The organism is Amycolatopsis sp. NPDC059021 (assembly GCF_042739895.1).
Taxonomy (GTDB): Bacteria; Actinomycetota; Actinomycetes; order Mycobacteriales; family Pseudonocardiaceae; genus Amycolatopsis.
Map to the genome: position 1 here is coordinate 19609 of NZ_JBHYIQ010000002.1, position 26769 is coordinate 46377.

At 70.2% G+C, this 26769-nt stretch carries 25 protein-coding genes and 1 pseudogene; 10 read left to right on the forward strand and 16 right to left on the reverse strand.

The genetic code is table 11. The annotated features are described in order from the left end of the window. Positions 1-19 precede the first annotated feature (19 nt). From ACFWX1_RS01015 to ACFWX1_RS01030, 4 genes are read right to left on the reverse strand one after another with little or no spacing between them, the layout of a single operon-like run. Positions 20-2206, reverse strand: coding sequence for a DUF3488 and DUF4129 domain-containing transglutaminase family protein (locus tag ACFWX1_RS01015; protein WP_378382752.1), 2187 nt, complete (start codon positions 2204-2206; stop codon positions 20-22). Continuing rightward, on the reverse strand, positions 2203-3336 hold the full coding sequence (locus tag ACFWX1_RS01020) for a DUF58 domain-containing protein (protein ID WP_378382753.1): 1134 nt from the start codon (positions 3334-3336) through the stop codon (positions 2203-2205). Before ACFWX1_RS01020 ends, ACFWX1_RS01015 begins: the two co-directional genes overlap by 4 nt. Before the next feature lie 2 nt (positions 3337-3338). Beyond that, positions 3339-4292 carry an AAA family ATPase gene (locus ACFWX1_RS01025; RefSeq protein ID WP_378382754.1) on the reverse strand — a complete coding sequence of 318 codons (954 nt, stop codon included), beginning with the start codon at positions 4290-4292 and terminating at the stop codon, positions 3339-3341. Continuing rightward, positions 4289-6457 (reverse strand): fibronectin type III domain-containing protein, encoded by a 2169-nt coding sequence (locus tag ACFWX1_RS01030; RefSeq protein ID WP_378382755.1) that lies wholly within the window; start codon positions 6455-6457, stop codon positions 4289-4291. The genes ACFWX1_RS01025 and ACFWX1_RS01030 overlap by 4 nt, the downstream gene beginning before the upstream one ends. A 122-nt stretch (positions 6458-6579) precedes the next feature. On the opposite strand from ACFWX1_RS01030, the gene ACFWX1_RS01035 reads away from it, so the two are divergent. After that, entirely contained in the window at positions 6580-7917 is a 1338-nt protein-coding gene (locus ACFWX1_RS01035; protein ID WP_378382756.1) for a type VII secretion protein EccE, read from the forward strand. Between the two features lie 19 nt (positions 7918-7936). Here ACFWX1_RS01035 and ACFWX1_RS01040 read toward each other — a convergent pair whose 3' ends face one another. Together ACFWX1_RS01040 and ACFWX1_RS01045 are read right to left on the reverse strand one after the other, a co-directional pair. Next, on the reverse strand, positions 7937-8461 hold the full coding sequence (locus ACFWX1_RS01040) for a nitroreductase family protein (RefSeq protein ID WP_378382757.1): 525 nt from the start codon (positions 8459-8461) through the stop codon (positions 7937-7939). Positions 8462-8495: 34 nt separating this feature from the next. After that, the gene (locus ACFWX1_RS01045) at positions 8496-8855 is read right to left on the reverse strand and encodes a hypothetical protein (protein WP_378382758.1); all 360 of its coding nucleotides are present in this window, start codon (positions 8853-8855) and stop codon (positions 8496-8498) included. A 121-nt stretch (positions 8856-8976) separates the two neighbouring features. Between ACFWX1_RS01045 and ACFWX1_RS01050 the strand changes: the two genes are divergently transcribed. Then, the gene (locus tag ACFWX1_RS01050; protein ID WP_378382759.1) at positions 8977-10056 is read left to right on the forward strand and encodes a class I SAM-dependent methyltransferase; all 1080 of its coding nucleotides are present in this window, start codon (positions 8977-8979) and stop codon (positions 10054-10056) included. Here ACFWX1_RS01050 and ACFWX1_RS01055 read toward each other — a convergent pair. From ACFWX1_RS01055 to ACFWX1_RS01070, 4 genes are read right to left on the reverse strand one after another with little or no spacing between them, the layout of a single operon-like run. After that, positions 10014-10577, reverse strand: a complete 564-nt coding sequence (locus tag ACFWX1_RS01055) for a hypothetical protein (protein ID WP_378382760.1) — start codon at positions 10575-10577, stop codon at positions 10014-10016. The two genes, ACFWX1_RS01050 and ACFWX1_RS01055, sit on opposite strands and share 43 nt — an antisense overlap. Continuing rightward, a complete protein-coding gene (locus tag ACFWX1_RS01060) occupies positions 10574-10831 on the reverse strand; it encodes an Ada metal-binding domain-containing protein (RefSeq protein ID WP_378382761.1) in 258 nt (85 codons plus the stop codon). The genes ACFWX1_RS01055 and ACFWX1_RS01060 overlap by 4 nt, the downstream gene beginning before the upstream one ends. A 4-nt stretch (positions 10832-10835) precedes the next feature. Then, entirely contained in the window at positions 10836-11558 is a 723-nt protein-coding gene (locus ACFWX1_RS01065) for a 2OG-Fe(II) oxygenase (RefSeq protein ID WP_378382762.1), read from the reverse strand. A 26-nt stretch (positions 11559-11584) separates the two neighbouring features. Further along, positions 11585-12091, reverse strand: a complete 507-nt coding sequence (locus ACFWX1_RS01070) for a methylated-DNA--[protein]-cysteine S-methyltransferase (protein WP_378382763.1) — start codon at positions 12089-12091, stop codon at positions 11585-11587. Positions 12092-12366: 275 nt separating this feature from the next. Here ACFWX1_RS01070 and ACFWX1_RS01075 point away from each other — a divergent pair, with 275 nt between their 5' ends. After that, positions 12367-13293, forward strand: coding sequence for a 5'-nucleotidase (locus tag ACFWX1_RS01075; protein WP_378382764.1), 927 nt, complete (start codon positions 12367-12369; stop codon positions 13291-13293). 13 nt (positions 13294-13306) lie between these two features. On the opposite strand, the gene ACFWX1_RS01080 is transcribed toward ACFWX1_RS01075, so the two are convergent. Beyond that, the gene (locus tag ACFWX1_RS01080; RefSeq protein WP_378382765.1) at positions 13307-13873 is read right to left on the reverse strand and encodes a hypothetical protein; all 567 of its coding nucleotides are present in this window, start codon (positions 13871-13873) and stop codon (positions 13307-13309) included. 140 nt (positions 13874-14013) lie between these two features. Between ACFWX1_RS01080 and ACFWX1_RS01085 the strand changes: the two are divergent. Continuing rightward, positions 14014-14205 (forward strand): annotated as a pseudogene (locus ACFWX1_RS01085) (transposase); the annotation flags it as partial. A gap of 58 nt (positions 14206-14263) precedes the next feature. On the opposite strand, the gene ACFWX1_RS01090 reads toward ACFWX1_RS01085, so the two are convergent. From ACFWX1_RS01090 to ACFWX1_RS01105, 4 genes are all read right to left on the reverse strand, one after another. Continuing rightward, the gene (locus tag ACFWX1_RS01090) at positions 14264-15523 is read right to left on the reverse strand and encodes a DUF222 domain-containing protein (protein ID WP_378382766.1); all 1260 of its coding nucleotides are present in this window, start codon (positions 15521-15523) and stop codon (positions 14264-14266) included. A gap of 707 nt (positions 15524-16230) precedes the next feature. Next, the gene (locus ACFWX1_RS01095; RefSeq protein WP_378382767.1) at positions 16231-17562 is read right to left on the reverse strand and encodes a family 2 encapsulin nanocompartment cargo protein terpene cyclase; all 1332 of its coding nucleotides are present in this window, start codon (positions 17560-17562) and stop codon (positions 16231-16233) included. Between the two features lie 41 nt (positions 17563-17603). Then, a complete protein-coding gene (locus ACFWX1_RS01100) occupies positions 17604-18455 on the reverse strand; it encodes a geranyl diphosphate 2-C-methyltransferase (protein ID WP_378382768.1) in 852 nt (283 codons plus the stop codon). A gap of 410 nt (positions 18456-18865) precedes the next feature. Further along, on the reverse strand, positions 18866-19291 hold the full coding sequence (locus ACFWX1_RS01105) for an SgcJ/EcaC family oxidoreductase (RefSeq protein WP_378382769.1): 426 nt from the start codon (positions 19289-19291) through the stop codon (positions 18866-18868). Positions 19292-19352: 61 nt separating this feature from the next. Between ACFWX1_RS01105 and ACFWX1_RS01110 the strand changes: the two genes are divergently transcribed. From ACFWX1_RS01110 to ACFWX1_RS01120, 3 genes are all read left to right on the forward strand, one after another. Next, a complete protein-coding gene (locus tag ACFWX1_RS01110) occupies positions 19353-19958 on the forward strand; it encodes a TetR/AcrR family transcriptional regulator (protein WP_378382770.1) in 606 nt (201 codons plus the stop codon). Between the two features lie 383 nt (positions 19959-20341). Beyond that, positions 20342-21475 carry a PrpF domain-containing protein gene (locus ACFWX1_RS01115; protein ID WP_378382771.1) on the forward strand — a complete coding sequence of 378 codons (1134 nt, stop codon included), beginning with the start codon at positions 20342-20344 and terminating at the stop codon, positions 21473-21475. Beyond that, positions 21472-22845, forward strand: coding sequence for an MFS transporter (locus ACFWX1_RS01120; RefSeq protein WP_378382772.1), 1374 nt, complete (start codon positions 21472-21474; stop codon positions 22843-22845). Before ACFWX1_RS01115 ends, ACFWX1_RS01120 begins: the two co-directional genes overlap by 4 nt. A gap of 17 nt (positions 22846-22862) precedes the next feature. On the opposite strand, the gene ACFWX1_RS01125 is transcribed toward ACFWX1_RS01120, so the two are convergent. Next, complete coding sequence (locus ACFWX1_RS01125) at positions 22863-23774, reverse strand: LysR family transcriptional regulator (RefSeq protein ID WP_378382773.1); 912 nt, start codon at positions 23772-23774, stop codon at positions 22863-22865. Positions 23775-23848: 74 nt separating this feature from the next. Here ACFWX1_RS01125 and ACFWX1_RS01130 point away from each other — a divergent pair, with 74 nt between their 5' ends. The 3 genes from ACFWX1_RS01130 to ACFWX1_RS01140 all read left to right on the forward strand — a co-directional run bounded on the left by ACFWX1_RS01130 (position 23849) and on the right by ACFWX1_RS01140 (position 26761). Then, positions 23849-24799 (forward strand): DMT family transporter, encoded by a 951-nt coding sequence (locus ACFWX1_RS01130; protein WP_378382774.1) that lies wholly within the window; start codon positions 23849-23851, stop codon positions 24797-24799. Positions 24800-24962: 163 nt separating this feature from the next. Beyond that, complete coding sequence (locus tag ACFWX1_RS01135; RefSeq protein WP_378382775.1) at positions 24963-25907, forward strand: helix-turn-helix domain-containing protein; 945 nt, start codon at positions 24963-24965, stop codon at positions 25905-25907. Between the two features lie 74 nt (positions 25908-25981). Continuing rightward, a complete protein-coding gene (locus tag ACFWX1_RS01140; RefSeq protein WP_378382776.1) occupies positions 25982-26761 on the forward strand; it encodes a MoaF C-terminal domain-containing protein in 780 nt (259 codons plus the stop codon). Positions 26762-26769: the final 8 nt, after the last annotated feature.

A 26769-nucleotide genomic window follows, 5' to 3' on the forward strand; every position in this document is an offset into this window, starting at 1 on the left:
CGACGAAAGTCCCCTTCAGCTACCGTCCCTTGGCCCGCTTGGGAGCCGACGGCGGCAGCAGTGTCCGCGGCTCCAGCGCCGCGCGCAGCCGGGCCCGCAGCGGCTGCCCGGCCAGTCCCTTGCGCACCTCGCCCACCTCGTGCCAGGCCCGGCGCACAGCACCTTCGGACGCCGGGACGCCGGACCACAGCGCCATGTCCAGCACCTTGCCCAGCCGCGTGATGGGATCGCGGGTCCGGTCGCCCGCCACCGCGTTCGCCAGATCGGCGAGATCCCGCGGGGTCATGCCGACGCGGTAGGGCACGCCGTGTGCGCGCAGCCGGTCGCGGGCCTCCGCCCACGCGCCGATCACCCCCGCGGACCCGGAAAGCCGGCGACGGCGGCGGCCGCGGACGGTCTTCGCCAGCGGCACTCCCCACAGCCAGCAGACGAGCAGGGCGCCCACCACGATCGCCGCCACGATCCCCCACTTGCCCGCGCTCGGCCCGGTCGCACTATCCACTTCGGACTCGTGGTGTCCCGGCGGCAACTGCGGCGGCCGCAACGACTGCTCGGGCGGCAGCTGCTGCCGGGCCAGCGCGGTCGCCTTGGCGAGACCGGACTGCTCCCGTCCGGCCCTGGCCGCCGCGGCCGTCGGGTCCAGCGGCACCCAGCCCACCCCGGCGACCGCGACCTCGGGCCACGCCAGCACGTCACGGTTGCGCACGACCCGATCACCACCGTCCACTTCGGACGATCCGCCGAACCCGACGACCAGCCGCGCCGGGATGCCGTTCATCCGCGCCAAAACCACGTACGCCGCGGCGAACTGCTCGCTCGTGCCACGCTTGCTCTCCAGCAGGAACCGCCGCAGCTGGGGCCAGCCGTGCCCGGTCGGCAGGTCGTTGCCGACCGCCACCTGGTAGTTCGCGCTGAGGAACCGTTCGAGCTGCAACGCCGACTGGAACGTCGGGCGCAGGCCGTGCACCGCGTCCTTGGCCACCTGGCCGATGTCGGCGGGTACCTGGCCGAGGCCGCCGAGCCCGCCCTCGGCACGCGCGTCGACCTCGGCGAGCCCGAGTTTGGCGGCGTCGACCTCCGGAGAGGACCAGGACAACCGGTAACGCCGCTCCTGCCCCGGCGCCGCGGGCGGGTCCAGCAGGAGAGTGCCCGCCGACTGGTCCACCAGCGGCGCGAGCCCGTCCACCCCGGTCAGCGACGGCTGGCTGGGCAACCACGGCCCCGGCAGCGCGCGCACCCGCACATCGGCGGTCCGGGCGGCTCCGCTCGACGCGCTCTCCAGCCGGAGACCGAGCCGCCGCAGCTTCGCGTCGGCCGACCAGTTGGACCCGTCGAAGCCGTCGAGCACGATCAGGCGCCACCGGTCGACGGGTGCGTCGCTGTGATAGCGGAACACCTCCTGCCCGGGGCTGGCACTGCGCTCGCCGACCTCGTCCAGCGGATTGCTGAGCCGGTTCTGCGCAAGCGGAGCCACCTGGGCGTCGCTGAAGCGGTAGGGGTTGCGGCCCACCGGGTCGAGCTCGCCCAGTACCGCCGCCCCGGCCACCAGTGCGACCACAGTGGACAGTGCGAGCCAGGTGCCCGCCGCGGACAGCCGCCGCGCCGGTCGTGGCCCGCCCCGCGACCGGCGGGCCGTACCGGGACGCTCCGCCCACAACGTCAAGGCCGCCGCGACCGCGTACGCCACCGCGGCCGCCAACGCGGTGAAGCCGGTCAATGCCTGGTACGCCTGGGAAAGCGCTGCGACGAGCAGGCTCGGCAGCAGAGCGAGGAGCGGTTTTCGCAGCCGTAGCACCAGCTCCAGCCCGAGCACCACCGCGAGCAGCACGGCCAGCGGGACGAACAGCAGCTGCTCGGGGACCGGCCGGGCGGGCCAGGTCGACTGCAACGTCAGCAGCCAGCCCTCGGTGAACCCGCGCACCAGCACGTTCAGCGTCTCGCCGGTGGGCAGGCCCGCGAGCGTGGTCGGGAACAGCACCGCCTCGATCAGCCCGAGAAGTCCGCCCACCACCACGAAAAGCGGCCGGTACGGCGTCAGTTTCGGCCAGCGTGCGCAGATTTCGACGCAGGCGTACGCGACGGCGACCACCACGAGGACCGGGAGGAGCAGCGACGGCAGGCCGAACACCGGCGTGAACAGCAGCCCGGCCACCGCGGTCGCGCCGAGCACCCCGGCGACCGCGAGCCGGTCCAATCCGTCGCTCATGCCGTACCCGCCAACAGCGAGTTCCACTGCGCGGCCGCGTCGGCCGCGTCCACCGCGACGATGGTCCCGGCTCCCGCGGAGACTCCGCGCTGCCGGGCCCCGAGCCGGATCACCGTGTCCGGGCGCCAGCGACGGGCCGGGCCGAGGTCGGCTTCCATGCCGGTGAGCACGAGGACGACACCGCCGGGCCGCCGCCCGGCCGCGAGGGGCGCGGCCAGCAAAGGCGCGTCGTCGGCGGCGTCCTGGGTGACCAGGCAAAGCTCGTCCAGCACCGTCCTGGCCACCCGCAGCCCGCTGTCCACCGGGGTGTCGGTGCCGGTCGTGGTGATCAGCCGGCAGTGCTGCCCCGCCGACGCCGACGCGAACAGCACCGAGGCCGCCACCTCGACGGCCTCCTCGAACACGGCCGGGGTCATCGCGGCGGGCCGGGTGTCGAGCAGGACGGTGCACCGCAGCTGCGCCGGATCCGCGTACTCGCGCACCATGAGCTGGCCGGTGCGGGCGGTCGCCTTCCAGTGCAGGAGCCGCACCTCGTCGCCGACCACGTACTGCCGGACCACCTGCAGATCCGCCGAACCCCGCAGCGGCGGGTCGGTGATCGGCCCGTCGTGGTGATGCCGCGGGTGCCCGGCCTGCGCCGGGCGCACCGCGTGCCGCCGCGGATACACCCACAGCCGCGCGGTGCCGCCCACGGTCCGCTCGCCGCGGGCGAGGTCGAACAGGTCCGGCCGGTTCAGCACAAGCGGCCCGACCTCGAGCCGTCCTCGGTGTGCGGTCGGGAGTTCGTAGTGGTAGGTGGCTTCGGCGCCGGGCGCGAGCGGGCGCACCCGCACCCCGTGCGTCTCGGTGCCGATCCGGTCGCCCGCGGCGAAACCCCCGTGCCTGCGCGTACCGACGTTGCGCACGGTCAGCGAGGCCAGCGCGGGCTTGCCGCGTTCGATCCGGTCCGGGTGCACCGTCCGGCCCACTTCGACCTTCGGCCGGAATCGGGCGACGGCCACCGCGACGAGCACCGCGCCCAGCGCGATCCCCGCCAGTGCCCGGAAAAGCGGGTACCCGGCCAGCTCGCCGGCGGCGTAACAGACCGCCGCCGCGACGAGCACGAAGACGCCGCGGCGGGTGAGCCGCACCGCTACCTCCCCGCCGCTGCCGCCGGGGCGGGCGTGTCGGCCAGCAGTTCGTCCACGACCTCGCTGGTCTGCCGCTGGTTCAGCTCCGCGTCAGGGGTGAGCACCAGCCGGTGCCCGAGCACCGGATGCGTCACGTCCTTGACGTCGTCGGGCGTGACGAAGTCGCGGCCGTGGGTGGCGGCCAGCGCCTGCGCCGCGCGGATCAGCGCGATGCTCCCGCGCGGGCTCGCCCCGTAGCGGACGGCGGGATGCAGCCGGCTCGCCGCCGCCAGCCGGACCGCGTAGGACACGATTTCCGGCGCCAGATGGGATTTCCGCACCTCGGTGATCACCTGCTGCACGGCGCCGAGGTCGATCACCGGCCGCAGTTCGTCCGGGGTCACCCCGGCGCAGTCCCCCATCACGACCCGCATTTCGGCGTCGTGGTCCGGATAGCCGACCGACAGCCGCATCAGGAAGCGGTCCAGCTGGGCCTCGGGCAGCCGGTAGGTGCCCTCCAGTTCGATCGGGTTCTGCGTCGCCACCACGAAGAACGGCCGCGGCACGTCCTGGCTGACCGCGTCGACGGTCACCCGCCGCTCGGCCATCACCTCCAGCAGCGCCGACTGCGTTTTCGGCGTGCCCCGGTTGATCTCGTCGGCGAGCACCACGTTGGCGAAGATCCCGCCGGGGTGGAACTGAAACCGCTCGGCGTTCTGGTGGTACACCATCACGCCGGTGATGTCGCCGGGCAGCAGGTCCGGGGTGAACTGGATCCGGCTCCACCGGCCGCCGATGCTGGCCGCGATGCACCGCGCCATGGTCGTCTTCCCGACCCCTGGCACGTCCTCGATCAGCAGATGGCCTTCGGCGAACAGTGCCGCCACGGCGAGCCGGACAAGCTCCGGCTTGCCCCGCACCACCGTCTGGACGTTTTCCGCGATCAGCTCGTAAGCGGCCTTGGGAGTCGGTGTCACTTTTCCTTCTTCGCCTTGTCTTTTCCGGCATTCTTGATGGCGCGGCGCGTTCCCAGCAGGGCGAGCGGCCCAAGTACGACCAGGAAGGCGGGCGTGCCCTGCCAGTGGTCCGTGCCGGTGCCCGCCGACGACGTGATGGTGACGTCGATTCCGACGGCACCGACCCAGTAGGCATTCGAAATGGTGATGTTCGTGGTGCCGCTGCACGGGACCGGGGACGTGGTCGAGTTGAACACGGTCGCCGTGCACTTCGCGGGCGCGCCGTTGGAGGTAGCGTTCACGGTGACGATGATCTGCTGCTCGGGCGCACCCTTGCCTTGGACGTGGGTGATCTTCACCGTCGGCGGTGCCGCCGGGACCGTGGCGCTCCCCCGCCCGGAGGCACCGGTGAGCGCCGGGCCCGAGCCGTACTTGGTGACCGCGCGGACCGTGACGGTGACCGCGCCGGTCATGCCGGAGAAGTCGACGGACGTACCGGACACCTGCTGATCGCCCTTCCCCGTCGCGCTGACGACGTAGTGCAGCAACGTCGCGCCGTGCAGATCCGGCTCGGACCAGCTCGCCGAGACCTGGCCGCCGAGCTTGGCGTTCACGGTGACGCTCGGCGCCCCGGCCGGGGGTCCCTGGATCAGCACCTTGGCACCCGCACCGGCCCCTCGGCCCGCCGAGTTCTCCGCGACCACGGTGATCGTGTAGGACGTCCCGGCGGTCAGCCCGTTCACCGTGGCGCTGCGCGCCGATCCGCCGACCGTCGTCGACCCGCCCGGCCAGGACAGGTGATAGGCGGTGATCCGCGCGCCGTTTTCGGGCGCGGCGCCCCACGAAACGGTGGCGGCGCCGTTCCCCGCGGAGGCACTGACGTTTCTCGGCGCACCCGGCGGCGTCGCTGCCGCGACCGGCGGAGCGGACTGCCTCGACGGCGGAGGCGAGGCGGGTGGCTGCGCCGAGGGCGGCTGGGGATTGTCCGCCGGTTGCGACGCGGGTGGCGCGGCGCTCGTGGTCTGGTTCCTGGCCTGTTCATCGACGGCCACCTCGACGACCGATCCGTTGTCCCCGTTGACGACCAGGACGTGCGAGCCGTCCGCGCTGTCGACGTAGATCCGGTTGTCCTCGCCGTGTGCCAGCCGCGCCCGGTCACCCTTGCCGGGCACCTTCTTCGTGCTCTTCAGGGAGCCGGTGCTGTCGTAGGTCCGCACCTCGTTGCGGGTCTCGTCGACCATGGCGACGACGTGCGAGGTGGCGACCGGGCCGGCGAACCGGCCGTCCTTGGGCAGCTCGATCGAAACCGGTTTGCCCGCCGGCCGCTTGCCGGCCAGCCCGGCGGTGTCGATCAGGTGCAGCTGGTTGCGCTCGGGATCGGCGACGGCCAGCCGCCCGTCGACGGAGGTGTTCGCCACCTGGGCCGAGGGCGGCAGCTTGACGCCAATGCCGACCGGTTCGCCGAGCCCGTCCTTGCCGATCACGCTCAGCGTGTCCGCCGTGATGTCGAGCAGCACCGGCTGGTCGTCGACGAGCGCGAGCAGCCCGCTGTGTCCCGGCGGCAGCTGCGCGGGGCACGCCAGCCGGGTCGCGCCACGCGGCAGTTCGCACACCGAGCCGTTGTCGATCCGGTGCACCCACAGGGTTCCGGCGGAGGTCACGATCGGCGGAGTCAGCGGGCCGCCCGCCGGGACGGTCGCCGTCGGGTCGCCGAGCCGGACGATCTGGCCGGCGTTGCGATAGACCAGGTACGGGCCGCCCACGGCCTCCAGCACCGCCGGGGTCTCGGTGGCGGGCGGCGTGGCGGTGTTCTCGACGCTCAGCGTCGACTTGTCGAACATCGTGATCCGCGACCGCTCGACCACGTAGCCGGACCGCTCCCCCTGGGCGACCTGGCTGCCCTGCTCGGCCCCCGGCACGCTCGCGCGCGCGTCCACCTGGCTGGTCCCGCCGTCGATGTGCAGCGCGGACTGCAGTTCGCTGCTGTACACCCAGTGCCCGACCTGGACGAACTGCAGGCCGGCAGGCATCGGCGCCCGGCCGGAGACGGCCACCCCGATCAGCACCAGGCACGCGGTGACCAGCAGCGCGATCGCCAGGCGGGTGCGCACCACGGCGCTGAACCCGCGACGGGCGGCGGTTTTCGGATCGGTGGCGTTCGCCGTCACGCCCCGGGAACGGTCCATAGCGGCTGACGCTAATGACCGACCATGAAATTTTGATGAAACGCCCCAGCCGTCGAACGCTGTCATCGAAACCTCATGTCCGCCGTGGACGCTGGCCGGTGACCGGACGAGGAGGCGGCACAGTGACTGATCTCGGCGCGGCGACCGAACCGGGCGCGGCCAGGGCAGACCGGCGAGGTGGCGTGCCCGCTCCCCCGCCGCACCATGCCATGTCCGTCCAGCCGGGTACCGCCTACGGCACGATCGCCGTCGCGGACTCGGCCTCGCGGGCCGCAGCGCGCGAAGCGGCGCGCGTGGCGTTGTCCGCGGCACGGCAACCACAAGCACGCGTCGCGACACCGATCGCGGCGCCCGCGCCTCCCGCCGCCGGACCGCGGAAAGCGGCCGCGCCGCCGAAGTCCGGCGACACTCGCGGCGCCGGCAGGCCGGGCGGGATCGGGATCGGGGTCGCCCAGCTCGTCAGCTGGCAGCTCGTCCTGGTCGCGCTCGTACTGGCGCTGGGCAGGCCGTGGCCCGTGCTCGCCGCGGTCGTCGTCCTGGCCGCGATCGTCGTGACGCTGACCGCCGTCCGGTTCCGCGGTCGCTGGTTGTACGCCTGGCTCGCGGTGGGCTCGGGCTACCTGCTGCGCGACCGGGTCCGCGATCTGCGGAGCGAGAGCGAGGCCGGCCGGGCGCTGCTGCGCCTGATCTCGCCGGAGGCCGCCGGCAGCACCGACGAGGACGGCGCGTTCCTGCTCAGCCGCGCCGCCGGGATCACCGCTGTGCTGCAACCGAAATCGGCCGTGCGGGATCTGACGAAGGCGATGCCCGCCCCCGAATCCCTGCTCCCCCCACCGCACGAACAGGCGCAGGCGATCGCCGCGCAGGTCGTCCACCACGCCGGGATCAGCAGGGACCGCCCGCCGCGGGTGTGGGTGACGCTGCAGGCCTTGCGCACGGTCGACGTGCACCACGACGCCGATGTCCGGCGAACGCTCCGGAACGCCCTCCGGCGGGTGCAGCGCCAGCTCCGCCGGGCCGGCCTGCCCGCGCGTGCGCTGGCCGAGCACGAGGTGCTGGGCACGCTGGCCTCGCTCGCCCACGTCACCGCCGGCCGGGGACAGGTCCGCGAGGACTGGCGGGGCTGGCACAGCGGCCCGGTCACGCAGGCGACGTTCCGGCTCGACGGCTGGGCGGAGCTGTCCCCGGCGGTCGCCCCGCAGATGGTGCGCTGGCTGCTCGCCGCCGTCCCGCAGGCCGCCGTCACCGTCGCGGTCACCGCACACCGTCCGGCCGGCGCGGCCGTCGCCAGGACCGACGCCGCGGTGCGCATCGCGGCCACCGGTTCCCCGGCGCTGGAACACGCGGCACGCGAACTGGCCCGGCTCGCCGGCGAATGGGGACTCGGCATGGAACGTCTCGACGGCAGGCACGCCTGGGGCATGGCCGCCACGCTGCCGATCGGCGTCGCTTCCCCGTGACGGCCGGTCTCGAACGGCGTCAGCGTGCGGACGGCTCGAAGTGGGTGAGCAGTTCGGCGACCGGCTTGCGGCCGGACGGGATCGCCGACCGGCCCGGAGGCGCCACGGCGGGCCGCCCCAGCGCGATCGCGTGCCCGGCCCGCCACGGCGCCGGACGCCCGACCAGCCGGGCGGCCTCGACCGCGTTCGCCTCCGGGTACAGCGTGACCGGGCAGGTCCCCAGCGACCGGCTGTGCGCGGCGAGCAGGAGCGACTGGCAGATCCGGCCGAGATCGAACTCGGTGTCCGCGCCCGCTTCCGCGTCGGACAGCAGGATCAGCACGGCGGGCGCGGCCGCGAGCAATCCCGCGTACTGACCCAGCCGGGACAGCCGCTCACGCGTGCGCCGGTCGCTCACCGCCACGAAGCACCACGGCTGACGGTTCCGCGCGGAACCCGTCCACCGCGCCACCTCGACCATCGCCTCGATGTCCGCGCGTGCCACCGGCTCGTCGCGGAAGAACCGGGTGGCACGGAGGGAACTGATCAGCTTGACATCGTCCACAAGCGACTACTGTGCCACTCGCCGGGACGATCGCTCAGCGGGCTTCGCGGCCGCGCGCCATCAGCGCGACACCCCCGATGATGCAGACGGCTTCGGTGATCACGCCCCAGTATTCGGGCTGGCTGGTGAACTGGTCGTGCTGGCCGAGGAATCCCACGGTCGCCGCGAGCACGTACGAACCGAGCGTCAGCGCCCCGAACCCGAACGCGCCGAGCGCGGGCAGCCAATGCCGCCACGCCAGCACCGCGATCGCCAGCACCAGCCCGCCGACCGCGTTCAGCAGGAACAACGGGCCGATGACGCCGGGGTACCCCTGCGTCCACAGGAAATAGTGCACCCCGGCCGAGCCGAGCAGCGCGACCGCGACGACGATCCGCAACACCCATCCGATCATGACGTCCTCCACCTCTGAACCCGCACCTCACCTCCTATACGGACGCGACGGCGATCCGGTTCACCACCGCCTTGCCGCCACACGGTGACGCACGGCGCGGAAAGCGTTACCATCCGCGCCCATGATCGAGAACGACTCCCCGGCGGTCCAGGTCGCCGCGCGCCGTCCCGGCTATCTCGCCGATCTGGCCGAAGGCGTGGACCGGTTCTTCGAACCCCGGCGTGCCTCGTGCCCGTGGTGCGGCTCGGCGGCGCTGCGGACCCGGTTGCGCACGACCGACCTGCTGCAGCACAAGCCGGGGCGATTCGTGCTCGACGGCTGCCGCGACTGCGGGCACACCTTCCAGAATCCCCGGCTCACCCCGGCCGGGCTCGAGTTCTACTACCGGGATTGCTACGACGGGCTCGGCGAGAAGTCCATGAGCGGGATGTTCGAGGGCAACCGGGCGGGCTACCGCTCGCGGGCCGAGCTGGTCCGCGGCTTCGGCGAGCCCGGGGAGTGGCTCGACGTCGGCATGGGGCACGGTCATTTCTGCCGCGAGGCCGGGGACCTGTTGCTCGGCACCAAGTTCGACGGTCTCGACCTCAGCGACGGGGTGGAAGTGGCGCAGCGGAAGGGCTGGGTCCGCACCGCCCACCGCGGCTCCTTCGTGGACCTGGCCGGCGAGCTCGGCGGCCGGTACGACGTGGTCAGCATGTACCACTACCTGGAACACACCCCGGATCCGAAGCGCGAACTGACGGCGGCGCGCACGGCGCTGCGGCCGGGCGGGCTGCTGGCGATCGAACTGCCCGACCCGGAATGCCGGTGGGCGAAGGTGCTCGGCCGCTGGTGGCTGCCCTGGCTGCAGCCCCAGCATCTCAACCTGATCCCGATCGGCAACCTGCGCACCGAGCTGGCCGCGCGGGGCTTCACCGTGATCGCCGAACAACGCGGCGAACCCCACGCCGCGATCGACGTGCTGGCCGCGTCGGTGATGGCGGTCAACGCGCTGACGATCGGCGGCGAGGACCTCGCCTGGCGGCCCGCACCGCCCGGCAGGCCGCGGCGGATCCTGCGCAAGGCCGCGTTCGTGGCGTGCGTCCCGGTCTTCGTGCTGGCCGCGCTGCTCGACCGGCTCAGCGCGCCGTTCGGCCGGAAACGCGGCTGGTCCAACGCCTACCGTGTGGTGGCGCGACGCGACGACGACACCGGCGGATAGCTGACGACCCAGCGGTGCCGCACCTCCCACGTGGCGCCGTCCGCGCTCGCGCCCCGCAGGCCGTGCAGGACGTCGTCTCCGGCGAGCGCCGGGACCCGGGAATCCCGCAGTGCGGCGAACGCGAAGCTCCGAGCCGGGTCCCAGCCGGTGCTGTGCCGCAGCCTCCGGGCGAGCTGGGCGAAGCCGAGCGGCGCGGCGGCGAACACCCACGCGTCCGGGTTTTCCGCGGTGAGCCGCTGCGCGGGCCGCAGCCACGAGGCCGCGGTTTCCGGCCAATCGGCCACCGCGAGCACTGTCCCGCCCCGGGCCCGCCAAGCGACCGCGAACGCGGCGGCCGTCGAGCGCGAGACGTCGTCTCGGCTGTGCCCGATCGTCACGGTCTCGATCCTCGGCCGGGGCCGCGTCAGCAACCCGGCGAGCGCGGCGAGTTCGGCATCGGTGTGCGAAGCGGGCGAGGACACACCGCCGTACTCGGCCACGTCCGCGGCGGGGATCAGCGGTGAGCGAAATCCTTGTGTCATAAGGTTTTCCGTTGTTCCTTCCACCGGGCATACCGTTCGGGAAGACAGACCGCGCACGGCCGGTAGCCTGCCGCGATCGCGGTGGCCTCGTCCGGGAAGAAGACCCGGTTCGCGGCGTAGTGACCGCGGGCCAGCGCACGCAGGGCCGACGGGCAGTCGAGCCGCCCGTACAACCGTCCGCGGCGATGGCCGCCGAGCGTGCCGGGCGTCGCGCTGCGGTAGCCCCGCCCGTCCGGCCCGATCAGCACGTACACCGGATCAGGCGGCGTCGTGGAAGACGAGGCCGAGCGCGTGGCGGCGCCCGGACCGGACGACACTGACACCGTGCCGCATGACGCCCGCCGACCAACCGCGTTTCGTGGCCACCGGCCGGTCACGGGTGGTGAAAATCAGTCCGTGGCCCTGCTGGAGCGCGGTGGTGGTGCCCCGGGACTGGGCGCGCGGCCGCTGTTCGACGAGCAGGAACTCCCCGCCGGTGTAGTCGGTGCCGTACTCGTCGAGCCCGATCACCACCTGGAGCGGGAACAGCATGTCGCCGAACACGTCGCGGTGCAGCGCGTTCCAGTCGCCTTCGGTGTACCGCAACAGAATCTGCGCGGAACGGTCCTGCCCCGCCCGGTGGCAGTCGGCCACCCATTCCTCGAGGCCGTCCGGCCACGGCGCGGGCCTGCCGAGCCGCTCGGCCCAGTCCCGCGCGATCGGCAGCAACCGAGGGTAGAGCGCGGCACGCAGCGCGGCGACCGGCTCGGGCAGCTCATGGGTGAAGTACCGGTACTCGCCCGAACCGAACCGGTGACGGGCCATGTCGACGGTCGTCCGGAACAGTTCGGCTCGCTCGTAGAGCCCCGCGATGTCCGCGCATTCGGCGGGCGTGAGCAGCCGCGGGGTGAGCGCGCACCCGTACTCGTCCAGCTCCCCGGCCAGCCGCCCCCAGTCGGCCTTGCCGACTCGCCGGGCGATCGTGTCAGTCTTGACAGGCATCGATGTTCTCCGGAATCTTCGGTGTCTCAGACGGCCAGCGCGACGCCCTCGTGGGCGAGCAGCCGGACCTTGCGCTCGACACCACCGGCGTACCCCCGCATACCGCCGTCCGCGCCGATCACGCGATGACAGGGCCGCATCAGCAGCACCGGGTTCGCCCCGACCGCGGCCCCCACCGCCCGCACCCGCTCACGGGGCAGGCCGAGGCGCTCGGCAAGCTCGCCGTAGGTCGTGGTGGACCCGAACGGAATGGCCGCCACCTCCTGCCAGATCCGCTGCTGGAACCCGGACCCGGTGGTGGTGAACTCGAGGTCGAACTCCGTCAGCTCCCCGGCGAAGAACGCCCGGATCTGGCGGACCGCCTCGGCGAACGCGGCGTCGTCGCGCCGCCACTCCGGCCGCACCGCGGGCGCGTTCTTCTGCCCCGGCATCGAAAGCGACGCGATGGCGACGCCGCCCGGCGCGGTGCCGGACTCCTCCCCCACCAGCAACAGCTCCCCCAGCGGACTGTCCGTCGTCGTGTAAACGGTCATCGCCGACGACTCCTTTCGTGTGGCACTTCTCTTTCCTGCCACCAGTCTGCGTGCGGGCGGGAGCGGACACTGGCGGAATTCGGACATCACGACAGAGCGTTCACTCTGGACGAGGTCGTCTCAGCCCACCCGGGAACACCGTGCCCACGGTAAACACAACCTTCCCATTACGGTTTGGACACCAAGATGTGGCAATTGACCATCGGTCGCAACGCCGACATGGATCTTACCGAAGTCGTAGATCACCCGTCACAAGGAAGAACCGGACAGCACCAATGCCTTACAAACTCGACGGCCGACTCGTTGTCGGCATCGCCTCAAGCGCATTATTCGACCTTAGCGAATCCGATGCGGTACTTCACGCCGAAGGAGAAGAAGCCTATCGCAGGTATCAAGAAGACAGACTTGACGACCCCCTCGACAGGGGCGTGGCTTTTCCGTTCATCAAGCGCCTTCTCTCGCTTAACGATCTCAGCGAGCAGAACGACCCACTGGTGAAAGTGATCATCCTATCACGCAATGCACCGGATACCGGACTGCGCGTCATGAGGTCAATAGCCGACCACAACCTGTCGATCACCAGGGCGATCTTCACACGAGGCGAATCGCCCTACCGGTTCATGAGGGCACTCAACATGTCCCTCTTCTTGTCTGCCAACGAACGTGACGTTCGCGAAGCGATCGCGTGCGGGCTGCCGGCGGGGCGCGTACTCAACGGCTCCTTCGTTGACGACGAGGCCGAAGAACTCCGCGTCGCCTTCGACTTCGACGGAGTACTAGCCGACGACAAATCCGAGCGCATCATGCAGAGCAGCACTCTGGAAGAGTTTCACTCACATGAATCCGCCAACCTGGTGGAGCCACACTCTGCCGGACCTCTACATGGTTTCTTGCTCAACGTCAACAGGATTCAGCAACTCGAGGAAGCACGTCGAGCATCGGACGAAAGTTACAAACTTCGCGTACGCGTATCGATAGTGACAGCACGTAGCGCACCATCACATGAGCGCGCAGTTTTGAGCCTCAAGTCATGGGGAGTGACCGTCGACAACGCTTTCTTCCTAGGGGGAGTAGAGAAGGTATCGGTGCTGGGCATATTGAAGCCCCACATATTTTTCGACGATCAAAGCAGGCACCTTGATCCTGCTTGTCTGATTGTGCCCTGCGTGCACGTACCGTTCGGTGTCGCCAACGAGAGGTAGCACAATCGATCACTCAGCGTGACGCGGTGCGGATACGGTCCTTCAGCCGGTGCTCGAACGTCGTGTACTCCGAGTCGTAACCATCCACCACGACCAGCTCACCGGCCGGAGTAACGCAGCAGACGCACACGACGGAATCCCGCCGGATACCGACCATTTCCTCGGGTCGCGCCTGCCTGGCGGCGGGATAGTCCCGGTACAACAGTTCCGACATCAGTTGTGTACCGAACTCGTCGTCCTCCAGGAACCGCGGGAACCGAGACGGCCAGTCGTGGCCGACTTCGACCAACTCTCCCTCGACGGTGATGGCCACACCACCTGCGGAAAAGAGAACATCCACCCGGCAGGTCTCAGTCGCCAGCCTGCCCAAGCGTTTCTTCACCGTCCGTTTCCCCGAGATACTCCACGGGACCATGCCGATCTCGGCGGCCACTCTCGCGAACGAGGCGGCCTGGCTTCTCCAGACCGCCCGGTGCTCCGGCAGCTTCGCCATGACCTCGTCGATCACCTGACGCTCACGGCTCCGGGTCTGCCGCACCTCGTCGGCCTGCGCACGAAGCTCCTCCTCGAAATCACTCATGGCGCGACAGTACCGCCACGGCAGGGGATGGAACTGTTCCCAGATCGGTGTTCCGGCCCGACACGCCGGGCTGCGGCCCGGCCCCGATCGTGAGTCGACGAACGTGAGCAACGGTCCCACCGAAGTTCGAAGGGAAATGAGGCGCGCAGCATCGAGCAGTGGTTCGTTCGTGGCGCAAGGTTTTCGACGAGCTCACGCCGTTCCTCGGCTACAACGTCGAGATACGGACGATGATCTGCTCCGCTAACGCGATCGAATCGCCGAACGCCCGCCACCTGCGGGCGATCCGCGCACGCGGGCACTCCCCGACCGAGCAGGCTGCGATGAAGTGCCATGATCAACGCCGGAAACCGATCACGGGATAGGCCCGAGCGCTTGACTTAAGGCAGCTCAGGTTCGAAGGTGGATGGTGTTGCGTCGGGGTGTGCGGGTGGCGTCAAGCCAGGCAGGCGGCACGAACTCCGGGAGTCCGTCGCTGGCGATCCGGACTTCCCATTCAGAATGGTGGATGAGCTTGTGGTGGACGGAACATACGAGCACGAGATTGTCCACTTTGGTCTCACCATGATGTGCCCAATACACCACATGATGCGCCGTACAACGGTAAGCGGGCGCATCGCACCCCGGGAAGGCGCAGCCGCCGTCGCGGCGGATGAGTGCTCGGCGGATGGCGGGGGTGGCGAGGCGTTGGGCGCGGCCGACGTCGAGGGGTTCGCTGTGGGAGCCGAGGATCATGGGGATGATTTTGGCGTCGCAGGCGAGTCGTCGTGCTTCGGCTGCGGTGATCTCCCCGAGTAGATCGAGGGTGGCCTGTCCGATCCCGGACCGTAGCTCTTCCAGGCTGACTGTCACGACGATGTGGGTGGCTTCCCCAGCTTGGGTGGGCAGATCGGGGTGTTCGGCCCACATCCGCACCAACTCGGAGAACGCGCAGCCCCGCCGCTCCCACTGAGTGCGCGTGTCGCGCCCGTCTTCCTCAGTGGCAGGCCGTGGCTTCGCCAGCGGATCCAGCATCGCTTGCAGGCGCGCGGAAGTCTCATCGTCGACGCGGGCTTTGATCTGATGCCCGCCATCCCGGTGCGGAGCGATCGAGAACTCCGGCTGGAACGGCTTCGGATCCCGGGTTTTCGGCTCTTTCCCGTCTGGATCGAGCTGACTCAACAGGCGTCGTCCGGCGGCCCGGACCTCCCGGGGCCCGGCAGAGCGGGCGAGTTCGGCGAGGATTTTCTCCGCCTGCTCCCGATCCTCCACCGACACGGTCTTGGGAAGCTTGTCCAGCACCCGCAGGATCTCATCGATCTGCGCGGCCCCCACCGCACCCTCGGCAGCAGCCTGTGCGGTCGCCGGAGCCTGCGGCGGCTGCTCACCGGAAGTCAGGTCGCGGGTGCCATTGAGCGCCAGCGCCCGTGCCGCGCGAGCTTTCGCCTCGGCATACGGGATGTTCAGCGTCTCCTGCAACAGCCGAACGAGACTGCCGTAGCCGGTGGTATCGCGTATCCCGCGCCGTTCGAGCTCGGCCATGACCTCGCCCTGCACCGCAGCCTCACGCCGCTGCACGCACTCGGACTCCAGGAGCCTGTCCAGCAGGCAGCCGACATCCTCGCGCCACCACTCGGTGCGCGATGCCTGGGTGCTGCTCTCGACGGCCACAACACCACTCTACCCCGCCCGATCGAACATGTGTGCTATCGATCGGGTGAACCTGCGGAGCGCACTTTTCCTTGCTATATAAGGGTTTTACGATGCCACGACGGATGGGAGGCAATCTGTTCGTCGAATGGCAAACTGATCGGGCCGCGCGGAGATCGAGCGGTTGCGGTCCGGCAATCCTCCGCCGAAGCCGTTGCGGCGCAGGAAATTTCGACCACGAGCGGGCCGGAGCGAGGTTGTCTCCACTGGAGTCCTCGGACAAGATCCTTGTCCACGAGCCTTCATCGTAGTGACCGAGCATCGCTTGCGCCGACGGCGTATCTGCTGACGCACCAGTCCGAACCACTGCGCCGAGGCTGATCCGAGAGACCTGCCAGTATGCCACCGACTGCACACCAGCCGACGCACCACACCCGCGCCACAAGACTGGACACGATCCCCAGCGCATCCCGCAACCAAAGCAACGCCCGCCGCCTGCCGATGCAGCTACGCGACCACCAGCGTCAAGCGCTCGCGTTTCCCTTGCCACATAACGGCTTACGCGCGACTCTCCCCGATCAGAAATCCCAACAGGCGACGCACAGGTCACACCGAAGGCAGTGAAGGGGTCCTTCATGGCGCTCCCAGCACCGAAGGACCCCTTCACCCCACCAAAGTCCACAAAGGACAAGTCAACGGCATACCGCCCCGACACAGCGTCCGATGCGTCAGGACTGGTACCGCGGGTTGGTAGCGTGCCATTCGACGCCGCCGCCCATCCACGCCCGCACTCCCTTGAGGAACCGATGCAGTTCCGGGGACGGCACCACCGCCAGCTCACGATGGCCGTCCTCGAAATCGTGGACGAACTGGTTGTGCAGGCCGATGGTCACCTCCGTCGCTTCCTCGATCGAGCACTTCCGGTCCTCGGCGATCTGCAGGACCATGTTGCAGACCGGGTTCTCGTCCGCGGCGTCCTTGGCGACCGAGAACAGGTCGTTCACCATCACCGACGCGGTACCCGCCTGCATCATCATCCGGCGGACCCGGGGGTCGTAGTAGAAGTGCGCGGGCAGTTCGTACCCGTCCACGACGTCCACCAGGGTCATGGACGTGTAGAAACTGTCGTGCTGCCGGGTCGCCAGGTACTTCCACGCCTCCGGGTAGTCGGCCGTGTGGCGCCACGCGGCGTACGCGCACCAGCTGACGAACATCGCGAACGTCGAGTAGCAGACGCGCTGGGCCTGCACGGGCGAACCGTGCCGGAGCAGGTGGTCGATGCCGGAACGCAGCGACACCAGGATCGGGTCCGACCGTAACGCCTCGTCGAGCGGAGCGGAGAATTCCCCGGCCGGGGCCACCGGGTCCATGGCCGCCATCGCCATCGCCAGGCGCGGAGGAAGACTCGTCGGCGTCGCGCCCAGGGAACTGTCGTCGGCGTAGTAGTCGTCGGCGGCCCACCAGGCCGCGTTCAGCTGCGCCGCGATCAACAGCAGGTCCGGGTCCTCCGAACCGGAATGCGCGAGCATGACCAGCCGCCCGAGCTGGGAGCGGCGGATCTGCTCCAGCCCGTCGCCGGTATACCCGCAGTCCTCCGCCCATTCGTCCAGCCGCCGCTGGACCTCCTCGGCCAGCGGCTCGTTGATCCGCTCCACCACGGGGCAGTAGAGCGGCGACGCCGTCCCGTCGCCCCAAGGCCGTTCGATGTACACCGGGTCGTGCCCGGGCGCGGGAGCACGCTCGGGCGTGAGGCCGGCGGCGGAGGTGCCCAGCCCGGAGAGCCCGAGCTGCGCCACCACGTCCGGCAGGCTCGCCGCGGCAGGCGGAGCAGGCGGGGCCACGGCAGGCGAGTCGGGCGGGGCCGCGGCAGGCGGAGCCGCACCGCTCTCGCCTGCCGCGGTGAAGAGCCGGGCCGCCGCGGTGCCGAGCCCCGTCGGCCCGGTCCGGAACACCGACGCCCCCGCCGCGCCGCCGGTACTCACCGGACTGTCCGGAATGGACGGACGACCGGGACGCGCACCCACCGCGCCCGATCCTGCCACGGGGACTGTGTCGACCATCGTGTTCCCTTCTCCTCGTCAGCCGGGCGCCCGCCGCGCGGTCAGACGCGGTCCGCGGCGATGAGCAGGTAGTGGAAGCTGCCTTCCCGGTAAGCGGTGAGGAACGCCTCCTCGATTCCGGTGGTGACCGAGGACCGCGCGCGCAACTCCCAATAGGGAATCGTCGCCGCGGTCAGGTCCACGACGCTGATGGGCACGAAACCATTGGCCGCGAGCGCCTTGAAATACTGGCTCCTGGCATGGATGTTGCAGATGTAGTGCTGGTCGATCTGGCTCACCGCCCGCGACCGGCCGCCGGTGACGTCGTTGTAGCACCCGGTGATGGTGACGTAGCGGCCGCCCGGCGCGAGCTGGCGGGCGTGTTCGGCGAACAGGTCGAACAGGTCGACGTACATCGTGCTCTCGTTGTTCCAGATGCCCCTGAACGCGCCCGTGTCGAACCCGGTGTCCAGCATGTTGCGCAGGTGATACCGCACCTGATCCGCGACGCCACGCCGCTCCGCCTCCGCATTGGCGAAATCGACCTGCTGCTGGGAAATCGACACCCCGTCGACCTGGCAGCCGAACCGCTGGTTCGCCATGATGCTGCTCCCGCCGCGGCCGCAGCCGGCGTCGAGCAGCCGGTCGGTGGGCGCGATGTCGCCGAGGTAGTCGAGCAGGACCTGGGCCTGCGCGGTCTCCAGCCGGTGCATTTCGGCGATGATGGCGTCGTCACGCTGCGCCGCCGGCGCCTCGAGCACGGCGGCGTCGTAGTCGCCTATGCCGTAATGGTGGTGATAGAGGTGGTCGATGTCGCCGAGCCGGAGGTTGACGGCGTTCTTCTCGTTGTTCCAGTAGTCCGCGACCGACCGCTGATAGGGGGTGCGCAGCACGGGCTGGTCGATGGAGGTCATCCGGATGGGCTCCTTCTCGGGCGGTGACGTCGGCAGAACGGACGGCTGCTTCCGGCACCGTGGATCGGAACACAGGCAGCATCCGCGGTTTCCTTCGTATGCGGGGATTCGGCTGACGAGGTTTTCCAGGCTCGGGTAATTGCGTGGCCGGGCCGGGATTCCGGCCCTGACCACCGGGTTCGGTGCCTACCTCGGCCAACGCTAGTAGCAGCCATGCGGCCCGACAAGGAGCTCGGCCGCGGTTCACTCAGCTAAATCCGGAAGCGCCGATTTCGTTCCCGATTCGGCCTATTCCCCTTGGCTCTGGGGTGATTTCCCCGGTCCGCGCAAAACTCCTTCGAGACTGCTTCTTTCCCGACCGGATGACGGCAGGCGACTGTCCGTGACCCGCCGCCGACCGGCCGGGCCCGTTATTCCTTCCACTCCAACGGCGAGCGGGCCGCCAGTTCCGCATCCCGGTGCGTGAACTCCGCGAGGTCGGCCAGCATCGTGTTGTGGAACGCGACGATCCGGCCGTCCCGGACGATCTTCGTCTGGATGGCCGCCCATTCCCCTTCCCTCGGCCCGCCGGGCACCCGCAGTTTCGACGTCGTGTGCAGCACCAGCGCGTCCGCGCCGATCGGCCGGACGTCCAGCTGCCGGATCTCGAGCCTGCTCCCCCGGTAGATCGTGTCGAAGATCTTCTGGTGTTCCTCCGCGATCACCTTTCTGCCGCGCTGCACACGCCCCACGACGTCCACGAAGTCCGCATCCTCGGCGAAATACGCACCCCACGCGGCCCCGTCACCGGCGTTCCACGCGCGCTCCAGCCCGGTGATGATCTCCTCAGCAGTCATCGTTATCCTAACTTAGTATGGCGGTCTAGCTGTTAGAACGATGTTCTAAGTTGGAGTGTACATGACATCCGATCTGCCCGGCCTCGTCCGCTTGCGGGACCGGCGCGAGGCACTGACCCTGCGCGCGATCCTCACCGCGGCACGCAGGCTCTTCGCCGAACACGGCTACGCCCGCACCTCGATCCGCCGCCTCGCCCAGGAAGCCGGCGTCGTACCGCAGACCATCTACGCGCACTACGGCTCCAAGGCCGGCGTCCTCACCGGGCTCGTCGATCTCCTCGACGACGAAGCGGGCTTGCCCGAACTGATGGCCCGGTCCGCGGAACTCGATGATCCCGGCGAACTGCTCCGCCTGCTGGCCAAGGCGAGCAGGCAGGTCCAGGAACGCTGCGGCGACATCGTCGCGATGCTCGATTCGGGCGCGGCCGTCGATCCCGACATCGCGGCCACGCGCGCGGAAGGCGCGCGCCGCAACCGGCTCGGCGTGGAGATGATCATCGGCCGTGTCCGGGAAACCGGCGGGCGCCTCGTTCCCCGCGCGACCGACATCGCCGTCGCGCTGATGACCGACGGCATCCTCGACAGCCTCGTCCGCGAAGCCGGCTGGTCTTACGACGACTATGAAACCTGGCTCGCCGAAACCCTGGTCACCGCCATCCTGCGCTGAACACCGCATTTCCTTGCCCGATAAAATCCCAGTGAAGCCGCAAGAAAATCACCCGAAGGTGTCGCCATAACACACCGCTCCATCACGCGCATCCCCTTATTTTCACATTTTTAACACTGTCGACAACGTCACACGGCAAATCGGGAACTCTGCCGGATTTCACGAAATTCGCCTATTCACGGCGTGGTCATCCGCGATTCACAGGCACTTGACCATGGCCCTACGCTGCGCACCTTACGTTGACCATGTCGACTTTTTACGATACGGTTACCTGCATCGGGAGACACCCACTCCCCCTTTTCGTACCTCTGTGCTTGTGGCCTGCTCCAATGTCGCGGCGGTCGACGAACCCTTCCCTTTTCCCATTGTGGACGGTGTAACGCATGCTCTCCCCAGAAAAAGGAACCATCGGCGTATCGGCGACCCTGGTACGCGGCGGAACGAGCAAATGCTGGCTGTTCGACGTGGCCGACATCCACGGGCGCGGCGCGTCGACCGAGGACGTGCTCCTCGCCGCGTTCGGCGCGCAGGACCACAGCCAGATCGACGGCGTCGGCGGGGCGACCTCGACGACGTCGAAGGCCGCGATCGTGGCCCACTCCTACGAGCCGGGCGTGGACATCGACTACACCTTCGCGCAGGTCGGCGTCGGGGTCGAACGGGTGGAATGGGGCAGCAACTGCGGCAACTGCGCCACCGCGGTCGGGCTGTACGCGGTGCAGTCCGGGCTGGTCCGGCCGCGCGGTGACCGCACCAGGGTGCGCATGCGCAACACCAACAGCGGTTCCCGGATCGACGCGGTCGTCGCCACGCCCGGCGCGCGGTTCCGCCCCACCGGCGACGCGGTGGTACCGGGCGTCTCCTCGCCCGGTGTGCCGGTGGGCCTGGAGTTCCTGAACCCCGTCGGCGGCCGCCTGCTGCCCACCGGCCGCGCCGTCGACATGCTGGAATCGCGTGAAAAAGCCGCGCGGGCGACCCTGGTCGACGCCGGCGCACCGGCCGCGCTCCTCGACGCGCCGTCAGTGGGCCTGACCGGCTCGGAGAGCGTCGCCGAGTTCGCCGAACGGCTTCCCGGGCTGCTCGGCCTGCGCCGGGCGGCCGCGATCAGGATGGGACTGTCCACTCCGGACAGTCCGGTCAGCCACGCGGTACCGAAACTCGGCATCGTCGGTCCCGCCACCGACTACACGACCACCGGCGGCACGCGCGTCGCGGCCGGGGACTTCGACGTCTCGGTCCGGATGGCCTCCATGCACGCGCCGCATCCGGTGATCGGGCTGACCTCGATGGTCGCGGTCGCCGCCGCGGCCACGGTCCCCGGCAGCACGGTCCGCGCCCACACCGCCGCGGAGACCGGGGAGATCCGGATCGGCACCCCGGCGGGAGTCGTCTCGGCCAGCCTGAGCACGGGTGGCGACGGCGGGCTGACCGGCGTCACCCTCAACCGGTCGGCCAGGGTGATCGCCCGCGCCGACATCTTCGTCCCGGCGGCCCGTGAGCCGGCGGTCGCCCGGTGACCACGGCGACCAGTCCTGGCACCGCGTTCGACGCGAAATTCCTCACCCCGCTGGTCATCGGCACGCTGCTCAACGCGGTCAACTCGTCGATGATCGCGGTGACCCTGGTCCCGATCGGCCGGGATCTCGGCGTCGGGGCGGGACACACGGTGTGGCTGGTCACCGTGCTGTACCTGACCACGGCAACCGCCCAGCCGGTGATGGGCAGGCTGGTCGACACCCTCGGCGCCCGGCGGGTACTGGCCGCGGGCCTCGTGCTCGTCGCGGCGGCGGGCCTGCTCGGCACGTTCGCTCCCGCCTTCGAGGTCCTGCTCGTGGCCAGGATCCTGCTCGGGCTCGGGACCGCCACGGGATTCCCGGCGGCGATGGCGATGGTCCGCGCGCGGGCGAACGCCGGGGACGTCCCGGTGCCGGGGAGGGCACTCGCCACGCTCGCCACGTCCACCCAGGCGAGCATGGCCGTCGGCCCGACGCTCGGCGGCCTGCTGGTGGGCCTCGGCGACTGGCGCTGGACGTTCGCGGTGAACGTGCCGGTCGCCGCGCTCGGGCTGCTGCTGGCGTGGAAGTGGCTGCCGCCGGACGAACGACGCGAGCGCACCGGGCCGCGGCCGCCGCTCGACCTGGTGGGCATCGGGCTCTTCACGCTCACCCTCACCGCGCTGCTGCTGTGCCTGACCCGCTCGGGCGCGGCGCCGTGGCCGTTCCTGCTGACCGGCGTGCTCGCGGGCGCCGGGCTGGTCGCGTGGGAACTGCGCGTGCGGGACCCGTTCCTCGATCTGCGCACCCTGGCCCGCAACCGGCCGCTCGCCGCCACCTATCTCCGGCAGGGCTGCGGTTATCTGGTGATCTACGCGTTCCTCTACGGCTATCCGCAGTGGCTCGCGGAAGGCTACCGGCTGCCGGAATCGACGATCGGCCTCGCGCTGCTGCCGATGTCGATCACCACCGTCGCGCTGTCCGCCTTCGGGGCCCGGCTGTGCACCGGCGTCCGCGCGCGCCTGCTGCTCACGGCGGGCGCGCTGGTGATCGGCTCGGTGGCGCTGCTGACGTTGTCGTCGAACACCGCGCTGTGGCTCGTGGTCGCGATCGGCCTGCTTTTCGGTGTCGGGCAAGGGCTCAGCACCGTGGCGAACCAGACGGTCCTCTACGCGCAGGCGCCCGCCGACCGGATCGGCACGCTGTCCGGGCTGTTCCGCACCGCCCAGTACATCGGCGCGCTGGCCTCCACCAGCGTGCTCGCGCTGGCGTTCGGCGCGGAAGCCACCGACGGCGGGCTCGGCACGCTGGCGCTGGTGCTCACCGTGGCCGCCACCGCGCTGCTCTCGGTCACCGCCGCCGACCGTTCGCTCCGTACCCTCGATGCCCGCTGATCGTCCACAATGGAGGGTCAGAGTTCCGGGGACCACGCGGCGACCTGGTCCCGGAGCACGGCCACGAACGCGTCCACCGCCGGAGTGTGCACGCCCTCGACAGTGGCCACGCCGATGGTGCGCGTGATCGACGACGCGGTGCGCAGGAACCGGACTCCGTCCGGCTGTGGATGCCGGGCCATCCGCGGGACCAGCGCGACCGCGAGCCCGGCGGCGACCAGCAGGAGATGGGTGGTGTAGTCGGTCACGCAGTACCGCACGTCCGCGTCGACGTTGTGGCCGCGCAACGTGTGCACCAGTGCCTCGTGCGGATCGGTGCCCGGCGGGCAGCTGACCCAGGCCAGGTCGCCCAGGTCCGCGAGCGGGATCGGAGCGCTCCGGCTCGCGAGCGGATGACCGTCCGGCACGGCGAGGTGGACGTCCTCGCGGATCAGCTCGGTCAGATGGATCCCCGGTGGATACCGCGACGGCCGGGTGGACCAGCTCTCGGTGACGACCGCGTCGAGGTGGCGGGACCGCAGCGCGGGGATCATGTCGACGACCTCGCCGTCCCGCAGTGTCGGCGTGAGCCGCGGGTGCCGAGCGGTCAGCGTGTGCAGCACCTGCGGGATGTGCGCCCGCAACGCGGTCGCGATCGCGCCGATCCGCAGCGGCCCGACGATCTGGCCGTGCAGATTAGCCAGATCGCGCTCGGCCTCGGCGATCGTGCCCGCGACGTGCAGCGCCGTGTCCGCCAGCACCCGCCCGGCGGTGGTGAGCCGGATTCCCCTGCCGTCCGGCTCGACCAGCGGGCAGCGCACCTCGCGCTCCAGCTTGCGCACGTGCTGGGTCACCGCCGAACCGGTGATGTGCAGGGCCGCCGCCGCGCCGGAGATCGAGCCGTGCTCGGCGACGGCGGCGAACACGCGGAGCCGTTCCCAGACAATCACCTAAGCCATGCTAATCAGAAGTCCTCATAAATCATAACTAGTGCTGCTGATTCCTGGTTGGCACCGTAGAGGACGTGGACACGATCTTCTCCCCGCCGAAGACCCGGCGGCCCGCCCTGCCCGCGCTGTCCGTCGTCGCGGGTGCGGTCTGCCTGTCCGGCTCCGCGACATTCGTCAAGCTCGCGGACGTCAGCGCCGGGACCGCCGCCTTCCTCCGGTGCGCCATCGCGCTGGTGGTGCTGATTCCGCTGGCGTACGCCGAACTCCGGCGCGAGGGACCGCTGGGTGGCCCGTTGCTCGGCTGCGCCGCCGCGGCCGGCGTGTTCCTCGGGATCGACTACGTGCTCTGGACCGCCAGCATCCTCGACGTCGGGGCGGCCATCGCCACCGTGCTGATCACCGTCCAGGTCATCGCCTTCCCGTTGCTGGGCAAGGTGTTCGGCGGTACGCCGATCGCCGGCCGCTTCCTCGCCGCCGCCCCGCTGATGATCGCCGGGATCGCGCTGGCCAGTGGCGCGCTGGGGCACAGCGCCCAGGTGACGAACCCGGTGCGCGGCTCGATCATGGGCATCGCCGCGGGTGTCGCCTACTCCGGTTTCCTTTACCTGAACCGGGTTTCCGGGCGGCGCAGCCCGCGTCACCTGGTGACGCCCATCGCGGTGGCGAGCGCGGCCGCCGCCGCGACCGCGGGGGTGATCGGCGTGAGCACCGGCGGCATCAGCCTCTCGCTGGACGCCGCGTCGTGGGGCTGGATGATCGCGCTCGCGCTACTGGGCCAGGTCGCCGCGTGGCTGTTCGTCAGCACGGGAACGGCCCGGCTGCTGCCGAACACCGCCGCCGCGCTGCTCACGCTGCAGCCGGTGCTGGCCATCGGGTTCGGCCTGGTGGTGCTGGGCGAAACGCCGACCGCCGCCCAGCTGGCCGGGTGCGTGGTGGTGATCCTGGCCGTCTGGTACGCCAATCGCACACCCCGCGCGCGTGCGGTGGACCGGAAACCCGAGCCGCAGCTGAGCGGGCACTGCTAGCCCGCTGTCCTTTGTAGACAGCGCCACTCTTCGGGACGCCTCGACGACGGCGAGCGACACTGCGACGAAGGGTGTAACGGGGTACGGCCGAGACGGTTGCCGGGCAAGATCGTATCGCTTATCGTATACGAAATTGCTTCCTCTCGGTGCTGCGAGGTAAGTCGTGACCGTCGCCCTTCACCCGTCCACCACGCTGGTCGCGCGGGATTTCACCGACTTCCGCACGGCGGTGTCCCAGTCGTTCGTCCCGCTGCATGTTACCAGCCCGCACCACGACCACTTCCGCGGCCGGATCCGGTCCGGTGGCGCGGACGACGTCCAGTTCTCCGAGATCACCGCCTCCGCGCACAACGTCGAGCGCACCCCGGAGCTCATCGCCAGGGCCGATCGGCGCTACTACAAGCTCAGCCTCATCCTCGCCGGGACCGGGCTGCTCGTGCAGGACGACCGGCAGGCCGTGCTGCAGCCCGGCGACGTCGCGCTCTACGACACCCACCGGCCGTATTCCCTGGTGTTCGAGGAGGATTTCCGCACGCTCGTGGTGATGTTCCCGCAGCGGCTGCTCGACCTGCCCGCCGAGCTCGTCGGCCAGCTGACCGCCGTGCGCATGTCCGGCCGCGAGGGCGTCGGCAACGTCGTCGTGCCGTTCCTCGCCCAGCTCGGCACGAATCTCGACCAGCTGGCCGGTCCCGCCGGGGTGCGCCTCGCGCACAGCGCGGTGGACCTGCTGGCCACGATGTTCACCGCCGAACTCGACCTGGCGCGCACCACGGCCGACCCGCACTACGAGCTGATGCGGCGCATCCGCGCGTATGTCGACGCGAACCTGTCCTCGCCCGAACTCGGCCCGGCGCAGATCGCCGCCGAGCACTACATCTCGACCCGGCATCTGCACGGGCTGTTCCAGGAGCAGGGCACCACCGTGTCCGGCTGGATCCGCACGCGGCGGCTGGAGCACTGCCGCCGCGAACTGCTCGACCCGGTCCACTCGACCCGCCCGGTCGCGGCCATCGCCGCGAAATGGGGGTTCGTCGACGCCGCCCATTTCAGCCGCGTGTTCAAGGCCGCGTACGGCCGCTCGCCGAGCGAACTGCGCGCCGCGGGTTGACCGAGAGCGACCGGTCCTTGCCCTCCAGTGCGTGATCGCTGGCCGTCCCCCGGCGCGGCGCCGACGATGGGGCCATGCCGGAAACATCCCCCGAAACCTCGGAAGAACAGTGGCGCACCTATGACGAGTTCGCCGCCGGAATAGCCACCTACCGCCTGCCGAACGCGGACCTCACCGGCCGCGAGCTCACCGTCACGCTCGACGACGACACGAAACTCGAACTGCGCTTCGAGGACGCCGAGCACGTCGTCTGCAACGGGGTCAAGGATCCCTACGACGCGGTCGCGGTGCGCGAGGACGTCTTCTTCGTCAACCTGCCCTTCGCCAGCGTCGAAGGCGAAGCGCTGACAGTGGTCTTCTCGACGACCACCCACCGCGCGCTCGCGGTCCGGTCGGTCATCGGCACCGAGGACGTCGAGGGCGTGCCCCGCGTGTCGCAGACGTTCCGCGCGGGCACCACCGACGGCGGCACGCCGTCCGGTGCCGCGCCGGGCCCGTCCCGCGACCTGATCGGCAAGCGCAACATCTACCGCTACAGCCCGAATCACCTCTACGAGCACGTGTACGTCTCCTCGCAGCGCTACGCCTGGCAGTGTCTCGAAGGCGTGCAACGCGGTCACGGCGACATGGACCTGTCCACGGTCTGGAAGTTCGCCGACGGCCTCTACCTGTTCTGCTTCCGCGAATTCCGCATCGCCGTGGCCAGCGTCTGGCTGCACGACCTCGGCTACGCGCTCAAGACCACCGGCGTGTTCCTCGGCATCACCGGCGACGGCCGGTCCGAACATTCCCGCGCCGGCGGTCACATCTACCCGCTCGGCTCGGTCAGTTACCCCGACGCCCAGCCCGTCTAGCCCAACCC